16 protein-coding genes and 1 pseudogene are annotated in these 15,443 nt (G+C 73.7%); 11 read left to right on the forward strand and 6 right to left on the reverse strand.

The window, feature by feature from the left end:
• Positions 1 to 66: 66 nt before the first annotated feature.
• Both argS and ACZ7GX_RS26400 read left to right on the forward strand, forming a co-directional pair.
• Entirely contained in the window at positions 67 to 1,839 is a 1,773-nt protein-coding gene (gene argS, locus ACZ7GX_RS26395) for an arginine--tRNA ligase (protein WP_498780389.1), read from the forward strand.
• Positions 1,840 to 1,931: 92 nt separating this feature from the next.
• Entirely contained in the window at positions 1,932 to 2,534 is a 603-nt protein-coding gene (locus tag ACZ7GX_RS26400; RefSeq protein WP_498780391.1) for a DinB family protein, read from the forward strand.
• Positions 2,535 to 2,672: 138 nt separating this feature from the next.
• Here the strand turns inward: ACZ7GX_RS26400 and ACZ7GX_RS26405 are convergent, their stop codons facing one another.
• A complete protein-coding gene (locus ACZ7GX_RS26405) occupies positions 2,673 to 3,578 on the reverse strand; it encodes an oxidoreductase (protein WP_498780393.1) in 906 nt (301 codons plus the stop codon).
• 131 nt (positions 3,579 to 3,709) lie between these two features.
• Between ACZ7GX_RS26405 and ACZ7GX_RS26410 the strand changes: the two genes are divergently transcribed.
• Positions 3,710 to 4,591 (forward strand): helix-turn-helix transcriptional regulator, encoded by an 882-nt coding sequence (locus tag ACZ7GX_RS26410; protein ID WP_498780394.1) that lies wholly within the window; start codon positions 3,710 to 3,712, stop codon positions 4,589 to 4,591.
• Positions 4,592 to 4,619: 28 nt separating this feature from the next.
• Here the strand turns inward: ACZ7GX_RS26410 and ACZ7GX_RS26415 are convergent, their stop codons facing one another.
• The 3 genes from ACZ7GX_RS26415 to ACZ7GX_RS26425 all read right to left on the reverse strand — a co-directional run bounded on the left by ACZ7GX_RS26415 (position 4,620) and on the right by ACZ7GX_RS26425 (position 7,500).
• Positions 4,620 to 5,465, reverse strand: coding sequence for a phosphotransferase (locus ACZ7GX_RS26415; RefSeq protein ID WP_498780395.1), 846 nt, complete (start codon positions 5,463 to 5,465; stop codon positions 4,620 to 4,622).
• Positions 5,466 to 5,557: 92 nt separating this feature from the next.
• Positions 5,558 to 7,297: a glycoside hydrolase family 13 protein gene (locus tag ACZ7GX_RS26420; protein ID WP_498780397.1), complete on the reverse strand. Its 1,740-nt coding sequence runs from the start codon at positions 7,295 to 7,297 to the stop codon at positions 5,558 to 5,560.
• A 44-nt stretch (positions 7,298 to 7,341) separates the two neighbouring features.
• Positions 7,342 to 7,500, reverse strand: a complete 159-nt coding sequence (locus ACZ7GX_RS26425; RefSeq protein ID WP_498780398.1) for a hypothetical protein — start codon at positions 7,498 to 7,500, stop codon at positions 7,342 to 7,344.
• 180 nt (positions 7,501 to 7,680) lie between these two features.
• Between ACZ7GX_RS26425 and ACZ7GX_RS26430 the strand changes: the two genes are divergently transcribed.
• Positions 7,681 to 7,893: an ANTAR domain-containing protein gene (locus ACZ7GX_RS26430; RefSeq protein WP_498780418.1), complete on the forward strand. Its 213-nt coding sequence runs from the start codon at positions 7,681 to 7,683 to the stop codon at positions 7,891 to 7,893.
• 7 nt (positions 7,894 to 7,900) lie between these two features.
• Here the strand turns inward: ACZ7GX_RS26430 and ACZ7GX_RS26435 are convergent, their stop codons facing one another.
• Positions 7,901 to 8,599 (reverse strand): GNAT family N-acetyltransferase, encoded by a 699-nt coding sequence (locus tag ACZ7GX_RS26435; RefSeq protein ID WP_498780400.1) that lies wholly within the window; start codon positions 8,597 to 8,599, stop codon positions 7,901 to 7,903.
• A gap of 154 nt (positions 8,600 to 8,753) precedes the next feature.
• On the opposite strand from ACZ7GX_RS26435, the pseudogene ACZ7GX_RS26440 reads away from it, so the two are divergent.
• From ACZ7GX_RS26440 to ACZ7GX_RS26450, 3 genes and pseudogenes are all read left to right on the forward strand, one after another.
• Positions 8,754 to 8,978, forward strand: a pseudogene (locus ACZ7GX_RS26440) (MFS transporter); the annotation flags it as partial.
• A gap of 55 nt (positions 8,979 to 9,033) precedes the next feature.
• Entirely contained in the window at positions 9,034 to 9,264 is a 231-nt protein-coding gene (locus ACZ7GX_RS26445) for a hypothetical protein (RefSeq protein ID WP_498780420.1), read from the forward strand.
• Positions 9,234 to 9,647 (forward strand): MFS transporter, encoded by a 414-nt coding sequence (locus ACZ7GX_RS26450; protein WP_498780402.1) that lies wholly within the window; start codon positions 9,234 to 9,236, stop codon positions 9,645 to 9,647. Before ACZ7GX_RS26445 ends, ACZ7GX_RS26450 begins: the two co-directional genes overlap by 31 nt.
• Here the strand turns inward: ACZ7GX_RS26450 and ACZ7GX_RS26455 are convergent, their stop codons facing one another.
• Complete coding sequence (locus tag ACZ7GX_RS26455; protein WP_498780404.1) at positions 9,648 to 11,255, reverse strand: TlrC/CarA/OleB/SrmB family ABC-F type ribosomal protection protein; 1,608 nt, start codon at positions 11,253 to 11,255, stop codon at positions 9,648 to 9,650.
• Positions 11,256 to 11,474: 219 nt separating this feature from the next.
• Between ACZ7GX_RS26455 and ACZ7GX_RS26460 the strand changes: the two genes are divergently transcribed.
• The 4 genes from ACZ7GX_RS26460 to ACZ7GX_RS26475 are packed head-to-tail and all read left to right on the forward strand — an operon-like array spanning position 11,475 to position 15,353.
• Positions 11,475 to 12,482 carry a protein kinase family protein gene (locus tag ACZ7GX_RS26460; RefSeq protein ID WP_498780405.1) on the forward strand — a complete coding sequence of 336 codons (1,008 nt, stop codon included), beginning with the start codon at positions 11,475 to 11,477 and terminating at the stop codon, positions 12,480 to 12,482.
• Position 12,483: 1 nt separating this feature from the next.
• Positions 12,484 to 13,464 (forward strand): hypothetical protein, encoded by a 981-nt coding sequence (locus ACZ7GX_RS26465; RefSeq protein ID WP_498780406.1) that lies wholly within the window; start codon positions 12,484 to 12,486, stop codon positions 13,462 to 13,464.
• Positions 13,464 to 14,699: an adenylosuccinate synthetase gene (locus ACZ7GX_RS26470; RefSeq protein WP_498780408.1), complete on the forward strand. Its 1,236-nt coding sequence runs from the start codon at positions 13,464 to 13,466 to the stop codon at positions 14,697 to 14,699. Before ACZ7GX_RS26465 ends, ACZ7GX_RS26470 begins: the two co-directional genes overlap by 1 nt.
• Positions 14,700 to 14,717: 18 nt before the next feature.
• Positions 14,718 to 15,353 (forward strand): NUDIX hydrolase, encoded by a 636-nt coding sequence (locus tag ACZ7GX_RS26475; protein WP_498780410.1) that lies wholly within the window; start codon positions 14,718 to 14,720, stop codon positions 15,351 to 15,353.
• Positions 15,354 to 15,443: the final 90 nt, after the last annotated feature.

Raw genomic sequence — 15,443 nt, forward strand, 5'->3', positions numbered from 1 at the left:
ACCCTGCTCGGCCGAGGACCGGTGGAGCCTGGGACAATCGCCTTCCGACGAAGGAGGCTGTGTCAGGTGAGTGCCCACCACCAGGAGGTGCCGTCGCTGCTGGAACGGATCGCCACGACGATGTCGGAGGCGATCGGCCGGGTCCGTGAGGACCTGGCGGGCGCGGATCCGGTGGTGCGACGATCCGATCGCGCCGATTTCCAGTGCAACGCACCGCTGGCGCTGGCCAAGCGCGTCGGCGTGCCGCCGCGCGACCTGGCCGCGCGGGTCGTGGCCGCGCTCGACGTCGAGGGCGACGCGGTGATCGGGTCGGTGGAGCCGTCCGGGCCGGGTTTCCTCAACGTCACCGTGACCGATGGCGCGGTCTGGGAGCAGGTCGCCGCCCGCCTGGCGGACGCTCGCCTCGGGGTCGGCGCGACCGAAACCGGTCGCCGGGTGGTGGTCGACTACTCCGCGCCCAACATCGCCAAGGAGATGCACGTCGGGCACCTGCGCACGACGATCATCGGCGACGGCCTCGCGCGCGTGCTGGGCTTCCTCGGCGCGGACGTGCTCCGGCAGAACCACCTGGGCGACTTCGGGACCCAGTTCGGGATGCTGATCCAGTACCTCGACGAGCACCCCGACGCCGCGTGGCACCAGGACGAGCTGGGCGAGGCCGCCTCGGCGGTGTCGGCATTGGACGGTCTGTACCGGTCGGCGCGGGCGAAGTTCGACGCCGACCCGGACTTCGCCGACCGGTCCCGCTCGCGGGTCGTCGCGCTCCAGGCGGGCGACCCGGAGACGGTCGCGGTCTGGCAGGACATCGTGGCGGAGTCCGAGCGGTCGTTCAGCGCGATCTACGACCGGCTGAACGTGCTGCTGACGCCGGAGGACTCGGTCGGCGAGTCGTTCTACAACCCGATGCTGGGCGACACCGTGCAGGAGCTGGTCGACGCGGGCCTGGCGGTGGAGAGCGACGGCGCGCTCGTGTTCTACTCGCGGGAGGTCTCCGGGCCCGAGGGCAAGCCGGTCACCCTGATGGTCCGCAAGCGCGACGGCGGGTACGGCTACGACACCACGGACCTGGCCACCATCCGCTACCGCCTGCGCGACCTCAAGGCCAACCGGTTGGTCTACGTCACCGACTCGCGGCAGGCGCTGCACTTCCAGCTGGTCTTCGAGGCGGCCCGACGGGCGGGCTGGCTCACCGACGGCGTCACCGCCGAGCACGCCGCCTACGGCACGATCCTCGGTCCGGACGGGACGCCGTTCAAGACCCGGGCGGGCGGCACGGTCCGCCTGATGGACCTGCTCGACGACGCGGTGTCGCGCGCGCGGGCGATCGTCGAGGAGAAGAACCCCGACCTCGACGCGGCCGAGCTCGACCGGATCGCCGAGTCCGCGGGCATCGCCGCGGTCAAGTACGCCGACCTGTCGACCTCGCGGGTGAAGGACTACTCGTTCGACGTCGACCGCATGGTGTCCTTCACCGGCAACACCGGGGTCTACCTGCAGTACGCCCACGCCCGGATCAGCTCGATCCTGGGCCACGCGGGCGACGAGGGCACGACGGTCGACCGCACCGTGCCGCCGCACCCCGCCGAGCGGGCGCTCGGTCTGGCGCTCGACGCCTACGGCGCCGTCGTCACCGAGGTCGCCGCCACCCTCGAACCGCACCGGCTCTGCGGCTACCTCTACGACCTGGCCCGCGCGTTCACCGCCTTCTACGACAACTGCCCCGTCCTCAAGGCCGAGGAACCCGTGCGCGGCAACCGACTGGCCCTGTGCCGGCTGACCGCGCGGACCCTCGGCCACGGGCTCGACCTGCTGGGGATCACGGCGCCGCAACGGATGTAGTCCGACTGCGGCGTTCAGGTGGTCGCGGTGGCCGTTCCCGCCGGGTCGGGCGGGAACAGCCGGGCGGCGGCCGGGTGCGGGGCCGGTGGTGCATGCTCGTACCCGTGATCGACGACTTCGCGAAGCAGTACCTGCACGGCGACCTGCGAGAGATCCGCGAGGTGATGCTCCGGAAGCTCGACGGGCTGCCCGAGTACGACGTGCGCCGTCCCCTGACCGCGACCGGCACCAACCTCCTCGGCCTGGTCAAGCACCTGTCCTTGTCGGAGTCCCGGTACTTCGGCGAGGTCTTCGGCCGGCCGTTCCCGGAGGCCCTCCCCCGGTGGGACGACCGGTCGCAGCGCGGCGCCGACCTGTGGGCGACCGAGCACGAGACGCGCGAGGACGTCATCGGCCTGTACCGCCGCGTCTGGACGCACTCCGACGCGACGATCGCCGCCCTCGCCGTCGACGCGCCCGGTCACGTCCCCTGGTGGCCGCGTCCCGACGTGATGTTGTTCAACGTCCTGGTCCACGTGCTCACCGAGACCAGCAGGCACGCCGGGCACGCCGACATCCTGCGCGAGCAGCTGGACGGCGCGGTGGAGATGGACGCGGGGAGCATGGCCCGGCAGGGGCGGGACGCGGCCTTCTGGGCGGACCGGCGCGCGCGGATCGAGCGGGCGGCCAAGGCGGCCGACGCGGCGACGACCTGATCCTCGAGCGCCACCACCGCTTCCGACCCAGGCTCACGGGCTCGATCACCGACCGGTTCGTGCGGCCCACCCGGGACGACCGACCTCCGAGCACGGCCGGGCGGTCGCGGCGGGGCGGGACGGCCGGTGGCCGCCGGTTCAGAGGTAGTGGACGCCGGTCAGGTCCTCGGCCGCCGCCCAGAGCCGCCTGCCGACGGCCGGGTCGGCTGCTTCCCGGCCGAAGCGGGCTTCGGCGACGGGGCCCACGGTCTCCCAGAGCCTGGCCGGCCCGAAGAACTGGCCGCCCCGCACGCCGGGTTCGGTCGCGGCGTGCAGCTGCGGCAGGGCTCCCCGCTCCACCGGCTGGGTGGCCAGCAGGCCGAGCCGCGCGATCACCCGCCCGAGCCGGCCGCGGTGCTCCCACGCGCGCGGGGTCAGGTTGGTGCGGGTGAGGCCGGGGTGGGCCAGCACGCCGAGGATCGGCGACCCGGCGGCGCGCAGGCGGCGGTCGAGTTCGACGCCGAGGACCGTGGTGGCGAGCTTGGACCGGCCGTAGGCGGGGGCGCCCCGGTAGCGGCGCTCGGACATCAGGTCGTCGAAGTCGAGGTGAGCGTTGCGGTGGGTGATCGAGCTGAGGTTGACCACGCGGGCTTGCGGGGCCGCGGCCAGGTTGTCGAGCAGGAGGCCGGTCAGCGCGAAGTGGCCCAGGGCGTTGGTGGCGAACTGGAGCTCGAAGCCGTCGGCGGAGGTGCGGCGCGGGCCGAGCAGGACGACGCCCGCGTTGTTGACCAGCAGGTCGATCGCCGGGTGGTCGACGGCCAGCTTCGCGGCGAACGCGCGCACCGAGTCGAGGGACGCCAGGTCCAGCTCGCGCACCTCGGTGTCGCCGCCGATGCGGACGGCGGCCCGCTCGCCGGCGGCGGTGTCGCGGACGGCGAGCACGACGTGGGCGCCGCGGCGGGCCAGTTCGGTCGCGGTGACCAGGCCGAGGCCCGAGTTCGCGCCGGTCACGACGGCGACCCGGCCGCGCTGGTCGGGGATGCGGTCGGCGGTCCATGCGGTCATCTGCTGCTCCTGGAGGTGTGGGTGTCCGGCGCCGACGACGTTAGGTGTGGTCGGGGCAGGCTCGGTCGGTCCCGGTTTCCTGGGTCTGCGGGACCTACCCCGGGTGTCCGGCGGCGGGACACACTGGTGGCATGAGCAGCCCTCACCCCTACGCCCGCGAGCTCGGCGACTTCCTGCGCGCCCGGCGCGGCCGGCTGCGCCCGCACGACGTCGGCCTGGAGCCGGGCGGGCGGCGCAAGGTCTCCGGGCTGCGGCGCGAGGAGCTGGCGTTGCTGGCCGGGTTGAGCACCGACTACTACCAGCGGATCGAGCAGGGCCGGGAGGTGCGGCCGTCCGACGACGTCCTGGACGCGCTGGCCGGCGCGCTCGGCCTCGGCGACGAGGAGCGCCGACACCTGTTCACCCTGGCCCACGCGGCCCGCCGGCCGATGCCCGCCCGGGTGGAGCGCGAGCCGGAACGGGTGCCGGCCGGCACGCGTCGGCTGCTGCGGGTGGCGGACACGCCGGCGGTGGTGCTCGGCAGGCACCTGGACCTGCTCGACTGGAACCCGATGGCGGAGGCGCTGCTCGGCGACCCGGGCGACTGCCCTCCCGACCGGCTCAACATGCTCCTGCTGCTGTTCGACGACGCGCGGACCGGCGCGCGCAGCTGCCCGGACTGGGAGCGGCAGGCGCTGGACTACATCGGCATGATGCGCGCCGCGGTCGCCACCGACCCGACGCACCCCCGGGCCACCGCGATCGTCGGCGAGCTGAGCATCCGCAGCGCGGAGTTCCGGCGGCTGTGGGCCCGGCACGACGTGCGCGAGTCGGTCAGCGGCACCAAGACGTTCCGGGTTCCGGAGGTGGGCGACATCGTCCTGGACTGGGACAGCTACCCGCTGCCCGGCAACCCCGGACCGGTCATGCTCGTCTACACCGCCGAACCGGGCAGCGCCGACGCGGACCGGCTGCGACTCCTGGCCTCGCTGCACGCGACCCGCTCGGCGTCCGCGGGCGGGCGCCCCTCCTAGCGTCCGGGGGCGTGGGCGGGCGGGGCGGTCACCCGTCGAGGTGGTGTCGGTCGAGTCCGGCCCGGAGCCGGTCGAGCCACTCCGCGCCGAGCCGGCGGCCGTCCGGGAACCGGTCGTCGCGGTCCCAGCGCCAGGTGGTGATCATCGCCAGGACGAGGAGCCTGCACTCGCGCACCGACTCCCGGTCGACGCCCCGGTAGTGCTCGTCGACGTCTTCGGGCGCGTGGGCGAGGTCGAACTCGACGGGTCCGCGGCAGCACGTCTCGAGGTCGATGAACAGCGGTCCGCCCGTCGTGGCCAGCACGTTGCCGGGGTGCGGCTCGCCGTGCAGCAGCTGCTCGGCGGCGCCGCGCCCGGTGATCGCCCGTCGCAGGCTCCGCAGCGCGTCGGCGAGGAGTCGCCGGTCGGCGCCGGCGAGCGCCGGGGTGCGGTCGCGGTCTGCCACGAGTCGTTGTGCCTGCTCGATCCGATCGGTGAAGTGCGGCGCGGGGACGTCGACCCGGCGCAGGCCGGCGTGCAGCCGTTCGAGCGCGTCGGCGTAGTCGGCCGGCGGGATCTCCTGGTGCGTCGCGGATTCGTAGTAGGTCCACAGGGTGATGGCGAAACCGTCGCGTTCGTGGACGCGTGGCTCGACCCGCGGCTCGAGAGCGCCCACCGGACCACCGGCGGCGGCGAGCCGTCGCGCGAGGTCGATCTCGAACTGCGCGACCTGCTGCGCCACCGGCGCCACCCGGGCCAGCACGTCACACGGCAGCAGGCGCAGGGTGAGCGTGTTCGAGGCCTGGAGGACGACCGCGTCGTCGACAGCCAGACCGAGCGCGGCGGCCGTCGAGGTGCTCGCGGCCACCGCGCGTGGCACGTCCGATGCGTCCATCGTCCCCCTCCGTGGTGCGGGCGGGGCGATTGTCCGGCAGGACGCCCGCCGGTGTGAAACGACTTCGTCGGGCGTCCGCCGCGATCCGCGGGTCAGGCCGGGTCGGACCGGGTGAGGACCAGCGCCTCCCACGGCCGGAGGTCGACCCGCCCGGGTGAGATCAGCGCCTCGTCGGTGTTGGCCAGGACGACGTCGGCGGCGGACCAGTCGGGGTCGAGCTCGGCGGTCTGCGGTGCGCCGCCGAGGTTGGCCACGACGAGCAGCCGGGTGTCGTCCAGGGTGCGTTCGTAGGCGTAGACCTGCGGGTGGTCGGGCAGGAGCATGCGGAAGTCGCCGAGGGCGACGACGGGGAGTTCGTGGCGCAGTCGGATGAGCGCGCGGTAGTGGTTGAAGACGGAGCGGGGGTCGTCGTACTGGGCCTGGGCGTTGAGCCAGGTGTGGTTGGGGTTCACCGCGAGCCACGGTTCGCCGGTGGTGAAGCCGGCGTTCGGGGTGGCGTCCCACTGCACGGGGGTGCGGGCGTTGTCGCGGCCCATCGCGCGCAGCCCGCGCAGCACCGACTCGGGGTCGCCGCCGGCGGCGACTGACTGGCGGTAGTGGTTGAGCGACTCGACGTCGCGCATCTCGTGCACGCCGGCGAACGGCGCGTTCGTCATGCCCAGTTCCTCGCCCTGGTAGACGTAGGGCGTGCCGCGGTGCAGGTGCAGCACGGTCGCCAGCGCGGTCGCCGACTCGCGCCAGTGCTCCCCGTCGTCGCCGAACCTCGACACCACGCGGGGTTGGTCGTGGTTGTTCCAGTACAGGCTGTTCCAGCCCACCTCCGCCAACGCCGTCTGCCAGCGGCCCAACGACGCCTTCAGGTCGCGCAGGTCCAACGGCTTCGGGTCGAACTTCCCGCCGGGCCCGTGGTCGAGCGAGACGTGCTCGAATTGGAACACCATGTCCACCTCGCGCCGCGCGGGGTCGGTGAACAGCCGGGCCTGTTCCCACGTCACGCCCGGCATCTCCCCCACGGTCAGGAACTCGCCGGACCGCCCTTCGAACACCTCGCGGTTCATCTCGCGCAGGAAGTCGTGCACGCCGGGGCGGGTGGCGACGTGCGGGAACCCGTCGCCGAGGCCGCCGACGCCGGTGGTGGCGCCGTCGGGCAGGTCGGGGTCCTTGGAGATGAGGTTGATGACGTCCATCCGGAAGCCGTCCACGCCCCGGTCCAGCCACCACCGCATCATCGCGTGGACGGCTTGGCGGACCTCGGGGTTCTCCCAGTTCAGGTCCGGCTGCTTGCGGTCGAACAGGTGCAGGTAGTACTCACCCGTGGCCTCGTCCAACGTCCACGCGGGGCCGGAGAAGAACGACCCCCAGTTCGTCGGCTCCGCACCCGGCTGTCCGGCTTCGAAACCCTCGCGGGGCGGACGCCACCAGTACCAGTCGCGCTGGGGATTGTCGCGCGACGACCGGGACTGCGCGAACCACGGGTGCTCGTCGGAGGTGTGGTTGACCACCAGGTCCATCACCAGCTTCATCCCGCGCGCGTGCACCTGCGCCAACAGCGCGTCGAAGTCCTCCAGCGTGCCGAAGACCGGGTCGATCGCCTGGTAGTCCGAGATGTCGTAGCCGTTGTCGGCCTGCGGCGAGGCGTACACCGGCGACAGCCAGATCACGTCCACGCCGAGCCGCTCCAGGTGGTCCAGGCGTGACGCGAGCCCGGCCAGGTCGCCGACGCCGTCACCGTTCGAGTCGGCGAAGCTGCGGGGGTACACCTGGTACACCACCGCCGAGGTCCACCACGGCGCCGTGGTCCGGGTCGTAGCCCGCGCCTGGTCCAGTGTCATGTCCCATCCTCACCTGGTTCGTCGGACGTCGTCCCAGTCCACCACTACCCGCGCGGCGTCGCACCCGACACCGCCGTCCCCCGTCCGGACGCACGCCCCGGCCACCCGAACCTCGGTCCTATGTGGACGGTCAGCGCGGGCACCGGCAGGGACAGCACGAGCAGGGTGTCCAGCAGCACGCCGAACGACACCAGGAACGCCATCTGGACCAGCCTCGCGCAGCACGAAGTCGCAGAGCAACCACCGGTTGTCGTCACCGACGCTCACCACGGCGTGCGCGGTGTTCGCGCCCGGGGACCAGCCGAACAGGTGGTGAGGGCCGGGGCTGGCGGCGCGGCGCGGCCGGACCTGGTGCTGAGCGAGGGGAACGGGAGGCGAGCACGCTGCGCGAGGCGTTGGCCGGCCGCGGCACGACCAGCCAGGCCGTCGGCCTGCTGATGGCCGGGCACCGCTGCGACGCCGACGCCGCGTTCCGGCTGATCACCGCGATGTCCCAGCGCCGCAACGTCAAGGCGCGCGACGTCGCGGCCGAGCTCGTCGCCCGGTTCGTGGCCGGGCTGCCGTCCGGGCGGTCCGACGTGCCGTCCGACGGCTGAGGCCCGGTCAGGCGGGCAGGCCCGCCGGGGCGTGCGCGGGCACGCGGAGCAGCGTGATGGCGGCGGGCGTGCGCACCCGGAAGCCCAGCGACTCGTAGAGCCGGATGGCGGAGGTGTTGGTCGCGGCGGCGTGCATCAACACCTGCTCGCCCCGGGCCCGGATCCCGGCCGCGACGGCGAGCACCAGCCGGGTGGCCAGGCCCTGGCCGCGGTGCGCGGGATCGGTGCACACGGCGCTGATCTCCGTCCACCCCGGCGGGCGCAGGCGTTCGCCGGCCATCGCGACCAGCGCGCCGTCGCGCCGGATGCCCAGGTAGGCGCCCAGTTCCACGGTCCGCGGCCGGAACGGTCCGGGCTGGGTGCGCTCCACCAGGTCCAGCATCTCCGGCACGTCCGCGGGCCCGAGCCGGACCGCCTCGGCGTCCTCGGCGACCCGCAGGCCGTCCTCCACCAGCTGCACCACGTCGATGCGCTCGACGACCTCCCAGTCGGCGGGCGGCGCGAGCGCCGAGGTGATCGGCACGATCGCCTCGGGCCCGGCGAGCGCGGCGACGTCGGACCACACCCGCTCGTCCGGCCGGTCGGGCAGCCCCACGAACGTCGCCACGTCCGGCGGGTAGCGCACCGCCTGGCCGTGCCGTTCGGCGAAGCGGGCGTGCGGTCCGGTCAACGACGTCCAGGCCGGGTTGTCCAACGGCGAGGCCATGCGCGGTACCCCCAGTAGTTCGCGACTGCGCGAATCATCCGCGCCGCCGGGCCGGTCTGTCCACCGCCCCATCGCTCTCGGCGGAATCCGTCCTGGGCCGGACGGGCGGCGGTCCGCGTGCCCCGGGCGGGCGCGGTCGCCAACGTCCGCCGGCATGGGGCGACGACCGGGACCGGACTTCACCAAGCTGTGGTTCGCCTCCGCCGTGTCCAACCTCGGCGACGGCATGACGATGGCCGCCGGTCCGCTGCTGCCGGCCTCGCTCACCAACGACCCGGCGCTGGTGGCGGGCGCGGTGTTCGCCCAACTGCTGCCGTGGCTGCTGTTCTCGCTGTTCAGCGGCGTGATCGTGGACCGGTTGGACCGGCGGAAGCCGGCCGTGGCGGCGAACCTGGCCCGCGGCACCGGCGCAGACCCCGGTCGAACGGCGGACGGTGCGCGCGGAGATCGGCGAAGGGCTGCGCCGGCTGTGGCGGCACGAGGTGCTGCGGACGCTGGGCCTGTGCCTGTGCCTGTGCCTGATGAACCTCACGCTCATGGGCGCGCTGTCGATCCTGGTGCTGTACGCCGGTGAGCGGCTGGGCCTGGACCCGAGGTGGTTCGGCCTGCTGCTCAGCACGATCGCGGCGGCGGCGTGCTCGGCACGGCGCTCGCCGGCCGGTTGATCGACCGGTTCGGGCCGACCGCGCTGCCGCGGGTCGGCCTGGTGGTCGAGGCGGGCACCCACCCGGGGTTGGCGCTGGCGCGCGAGGTGTGGGTCGCGGGCGCGGTCCTCGCGGTGTTCGGCGTGCACGCGGTGGTGTGGACCGTGATCACGCAGTCCGTCCGGCAGCGGGAGGTGCCCGACGAGCTGCGCGGCCGGGTGAGCAGCGCCTACTCCCTGCTCAGCGTCGGCGGGTCCGCGCTGGGCACGCTCGTCGGCGGCCTGCCGGCCCGCCGGTTCGGCGTCACCGCGCCGTTCTGGTTCGCGGTCGTGGTGGTGGCGGTCGCGTGGCGGCCGTTCGCGGCGGCGACCGTCCTGCACCGGTCGGTCGCCGCCGCGGGCTGATCAGGTCACCTCGCCGTCCTCCAGGTGCAGCCGGGTGCCGCGGAACCCGGCCCGGGTGCGCCGGTCGTGCGTCACCACGACCAACGCGCCCGGGTAGTCCGCCAGGGCCTGTTCCAGGTCCTCGACCAGGCCGGGTGACAGGTGGTTGGTCGGCTCGTCCAGCAGCAGCAGGTCGACCGGCCTGGTCACCAGGCGGGCCAGCTCGGCGCGCCGCCGCTGCCCGTAGGACAGCTCCCCGACGCGGGTGCGCAGGTCGCGCCGGTCGAACAGGCCCAACGCCAGCAGCACGTCCACGTGCTCGTCGGGGTGACCGGGCAGGCCCTCGGCGAACGCCTGGAGCACGGTCAGCTCCGGCCGCCACGGCGGCTCCTCCTGCCGCAGGTGCCCGACCCGGCCCGGCACGTCGACCACGCCGGAGTCCGGGCGCAGCTCACCGCTGAGCACCCGCAGCAGCGTGGTCTTGCCCGCGCCGTTGGGGCCGGTCACCAGCAGCCGCTCCCCCGGCCGCACGGTCAGGCGCAGCACCCGCAGCCGGTCGCCGACGCGCACGTCCGACAGCTCGGCCGCCCACCGGGCGTCGCCGTCGCCGCCGGGGAGTCGGGTGGAGAACCGCAACGGCTCCGGCGGCGGGGCCACCGGGTTGGCGGTCAGCCGCGCCCGGCGTTCCTTGGCGTTGCGGATGCGGCTCATCGCGCCGTGCCCGCGGCCCCTGGCGCGGAACGGCCCGGCGGCGAACACGGCCAGCGGCAGCTTGCGCGGGATCTCCCCGAGCTGCCGCGTCGCCGTGGACAGCAGGCGGTCCTGGCGGGTCAGCTCGGCCCGCCACTCCCGGTGCTCGCGCAGGCGTCGCGCCCGTGCCGCGGCCTTGGCCACGAGGTAGCCGTCGTAGCCGTCGCCGAACCGCGCCGCGCGGCCCGCCTCGACCTCGACGATGGTGGAGGTGACCCGGTCCAGGAACTCGCGGTCGTGGGTGATCGCGACGACGGTCCCGGTGTGCCGGGCCAGGTGCTGTTCCAGCCACGTCACGGCCTGGTCGTCCAGGTCGTTGGTCGGCTCGTCGAGCAGCAGCAGCTCCGGAGAGGACGCCAGGGTCGCGGCGAGCGCGAGCCGCGAGAGCTCGCCGCCGGACAACGTGCCCAGCGCGCGCCGCCGGTCCAGGCCGGGCAGCCCGAGGCCGTGCAGGGCCACCTCCACCCTCGTGTCGGCCTCGTACCCTCCCCTGGCCTCGAACAGCTCCACCAGGGACGCGTAGTGCTCCGGGTCGGCGCGCGGACCGGCCAGGTCTGCCTCGGCCCGGCGCATCCGGTCCTCCAGGTCGCGCAGGTCGGCGAGCGCGAGGTCGACCACGTCGGCCACGGTGGCGTGCGGCGGCAGGTCCACCGACTGGGCCAGGTACCCGATCCCGCCGGGCGCGACGACGGTGACCTCGCCGTGGTCGGGCGCCACCCGGCCCGCGACGATCGCGAGCAGCGTGGACTTGCCGGACCCGTTGTCGCCGATCACGCCGACCTTCTCGCCCGGTTTGACGGTCAGCGAGACCGCGTCGAGCACGACCCGGTCGTGATAGCTCTTGGTGACGTTGTGCAGGGCTAGTTGCGCGGTGCGCAAGGCAGACTCCTGTTCCCGGCGCGGCACGCCGAGTCATCGGTGCGGAGGGTGTGGAGAAGCGCTCGCGGAGCGGGGCTCGACGCGATCGCGGATACCGATGATCACAGGAAGTACAACATCGCCCGAAACCCTAGCCGAACGGCCGACCCGGCGGTACGTGACGGGCGACACAGCGATATTCCATCCCACCGCACGGTTTGAGTCGTCTAGACTCAAACTATGTTCACCAGGGACGAAGCGCTCGAACGAGTAGAACGGGCGGGCTCGGCGGCCGACCTGTTCGGCCCGGTCGACCCCGACCCCGCCCGCCGCAAGGAGGCCCAGCGGCTCTACCGCGGCCTCGCCGCCGTGCTGCACCCCGACCGGGTCGGCGCGGACGACACCAGGGCGCACGCGGCGTCGGCCGAGCTGACCCGGCTGCACCACGAGTGGCAGCACGGCACGTCGGTCGAGCTGCGCACCGACCGCGGCGCCTACCGGCTCGCCGGACGGCACGCGGTCGGCAGCGTCGCCACCGTCTACCGCACCGACGGCGCCCCCGTGGTCAAGGTCGTGCGCAACCCCGCCCTCAACCCCCTCCTGCACGCCGAGTGGGACGCGCTGCGCCGACTCGCCCGCTTCACCGACCGGCACGACTGGCTGCGGCCCTACTACCCGCACCTGATCGACACCTCCGGCGAGGTGGCCCGCGGCTCGCGCGCCTTCACCGTGCTCGCACCGCTGGTGGACGGCTTCGTCACGCTCGCCGACGTGCGCGGGGCGTTCCCGCGCGGCCTGGACGGCCGCGACTACGCCTGGATGCACCGCAGGCTGCTGCGGGCCGTCGCCGGCGCGCACCGGGTCGGCCTCGTGCACGGCGCGATCACCGCCGAGAACGTGCTGGTGCACCCCGGGCAGCACGGCGTCGTGCTGGCCGGCTGGACCTTCGCGGTCGGCGCGGGCGAACGACGCCTGGCCACCGACAAGACCACCGCCTACCCGCCGGAAGTCCACGACGGACGACCGGCCACCCCCGCCACCGACGTCCACATGGCGCACGCGCTGATGCTGGACCTCCTGGCGGAGGGCGAAACCGCCCAACGCAGGTTCGCCCGCGGCTGCGCGCAGGACGACCCGACCCGACGGCCCGACGCCGTCGACCTGCTCACCGAGTACGACGACCTGCTCGAAGACCTCTACGGCGAACGGACCTTCCGCCCGTTCGCACTACCCAGGACAGGAGCCTGACATGGGACACGGCAAGTGGGACGACAACGCCTACGCGGCGGCCAGGACCTTCCGCGCCGCCAAGGGCATCGACGACTTCGGCTACACCGCCACCATGCGGTCGCGCCCCTCGAAGGAGTGGAAGGCCGACCCGTCGCTCGACCCCAAGGGCGTGGCCGCGCGCGAGTGCCGAGACTCGCCCGACCACGCCGACTCGACCCCGATCGCGGTGCTGTTCGACGTCACCGGCTCGATGGGCCGCGTGCCGCAGATCATGCAGCGCAAGCTCGGCAAGCTGCACGGCCTGCTGCAGCGCAAGGGCTACCTCGCCGACCCGCAGCTGATGTTCGGCGGCATCGGCGACGCCGACAGCGACCGCGTGCCGCTGCAGGTCGGCCAGTTCGAGTCCGACAACCGGATGGACGAGCAGCTGCGCACCATCTTCCTGGAGGGCAACGGCGGCGGGCAGAAGAGCGAGTCCTACGAGCTCGCCGCCTACTTCGTGGCCCGGCACGTGGTCACCGACGCCTGGCAGAAGCGCGGCCGCAAGGGCTACCTGTTCCTCATCGGCGACGAGCTCAACAAGCCACGCCTGGAGGCGCGCCACATCCGCCGGATCATCGGCGACGACGTCAAGGAGGACATCGACCCCGCCTCGGTGTACCGGGAGCTGAGCCGCAGGTGGCACGTGTACTTCGTGCTGCCCAACCAGTCCTCGTACTACCACGACCAGGACATCGCCGACCACTGGCGCGACCTGCTCGGCCAGCGCTTCCTCAAGCTCGACGACCCCGGCGCGGTGTGCGAGCTGATCGCCGCCACGATCGGCATGGAGGAACGCGTGGTCGACCTCGACCAGGCGATGGTCGACCTCGCCGAGGTCGGCTCGGTCGCGGAGAGCGAGGCCGTCGGCAAGGCCCTCGTCCACGTCGGCGGGAAGACCGTGGCCACCACGGCCACGCCCCCGCTGCTGGACGGCCCCGACGACGTCACCCTCACGTGATGGACGGGCACGTCATCGTCGTCGGCCTCGGGTTCGGCGACGAGGGCAAGGGCGCCGTCGTCGACGCCCTCTGCCACGACGCCCCGGTCACGTCGGTGGTCCGGTTCAACGGCGGCGCCCAGGCCGCGCACAACGTCGTCGTCGGCGACCGGCACCACACGTTCAGCCAGTTCGGGTCCGGCACGCTCGCGGGCGTGCCGACCCACCTGTCCCGGCACGTCCTGGTCGAACCGATCGCCCTGGCCGGCGAAGCGAACGCACTGGCGGACCTCGGCGTCACCGACCCGCTGCGGCTGCTGTCGATCGACGCCGACGCCCTGCTCACCACACCGCTGCACGTCGCCGCCAACCGTGCCCGCGAGGACGCTCGCGGGCACGCCCGGCACGGCTCGTGCGGCAAGGGCATCGGCGAGACGGCCTGGTACGGCCTGCTCGCCGACCGCGGCGCGACGCCCGGCGAGGTCGTCGAAGGCCAGGAGGTCATCGGCGACCCCGGGCCGCCGCCGACCGTCGGCGACTGCGCCCACCCGGCCGTGCTGCGGGCCAAGCTCGACGCCCTGGCCCGCTTCTACGAGCCGCTGATCGGCGCCGGCCCGTCCGTCGACGACCTCGTGTCGCTGTACCGGGACTTCGCCGGCGCCGTCCGGGTCACCACCGGCGACGAGGTGGGCCGCCTCGCCGACCGCGGACGCCTGGTGTTCGAAGGCGCCCAGGGCGTGCTGCTCGACCAGTGGCACGGGTTCCACCCGCACACCACCTGGTCCACCGTCACGCCCGACAACGCCCGCGGCCTCCTCGGGCACCGCCGCGCCACCGTCCTCGGCGTGACCCGGACCTACCAGACCCGGCACGGCGCCGGACCGCTGCCCACCGAGGACGACCAAGTGCTCGCACGCTTCCCGGAACGCCACAACGACACCGGCCGCTACCAGGGATCGTGGCGCGCCGGACACCTCGACGCCGTGCTGCTCCGGTACGCGGTGGACGCGTGCGGCGGCGTAGACGCGCTGGCCGTCACCCACCTGGACGCACGCGACCTCCAAGTCGCCACCGCCTACGACGCCCCCCTGCCGGCCACGGACCTCACCGCGTTCCTCGGCCACCGCACACCCACACTCACCGCCATGCCGGACCCCGAGGCGTGGCTGGCGCACCACCTCGACGTGCCGGTGCTCGTCACCGGCGCCGGGCCCGACCGCGCGGACTACACCGTGCGCGCACCGGCGCTTCGCTGAATGCGGGACAATCGGGCCATGATCGAGTCGACCCTGGTGTCGGTGGACGTGCTGGCGCTGCGCTTCGACCCGACCGCGCGCGCCGTGCTCCTCGGCATCGCACCACGCGCCCTCGACCCGTTCGCGGGCGTCCTCGCCCTGCCCGGCGTCCTGCTGGGCAAGGGCGAACGGCTGCGTGACGCGGCACGGCGCGCGGTCACCGGCAAGCTCGGCGTGCCCGAGCACGCCATCTCCGCCTCCGGCCAGCTGACCACGTTCGACGAACCGTCCCGCGACCCGCGCGGACCCACGTTGTCCATCGCCCTGTGGGCCACCATCGACCCCGCCGGGCTCACCGGCGACGGCCCGACCTGGACACCGCTCGCCGACGTGCCGCCGCTCGCGTTCGACCACGACCGCATCGTCCGCGACTGCCGCCCCCTGCTCGCCGACCACCTCTGGCGCGACACCGCCTTCACCGCCGGTCTCCTCGGCCGCGAGTTCACCACCGCCCACGCGCTCGACGTCACCGAATCCCTCACCGGCGACCGGCCCTACCCCGCCAACCTCGGCCGCACCATGGAACGCGTCCCCGGCCTGGAACGCACCACGCAGCACGCCGCCGCCCTGCCCAAGGGCGGACGACCGCCGTCCGTCTGGCGCTGGACCACCTAGGGCGTGTCCGCCGGAATGTTGATCGTAGGGTTTGATCAAATTGCGTTGTGGCGCGTGGTGATCTGACGGATGCGGAGTGGGCGATCCTGG

The organism is Actinosynnema sp. NPDC037264, from assembly GCF_055603705.1.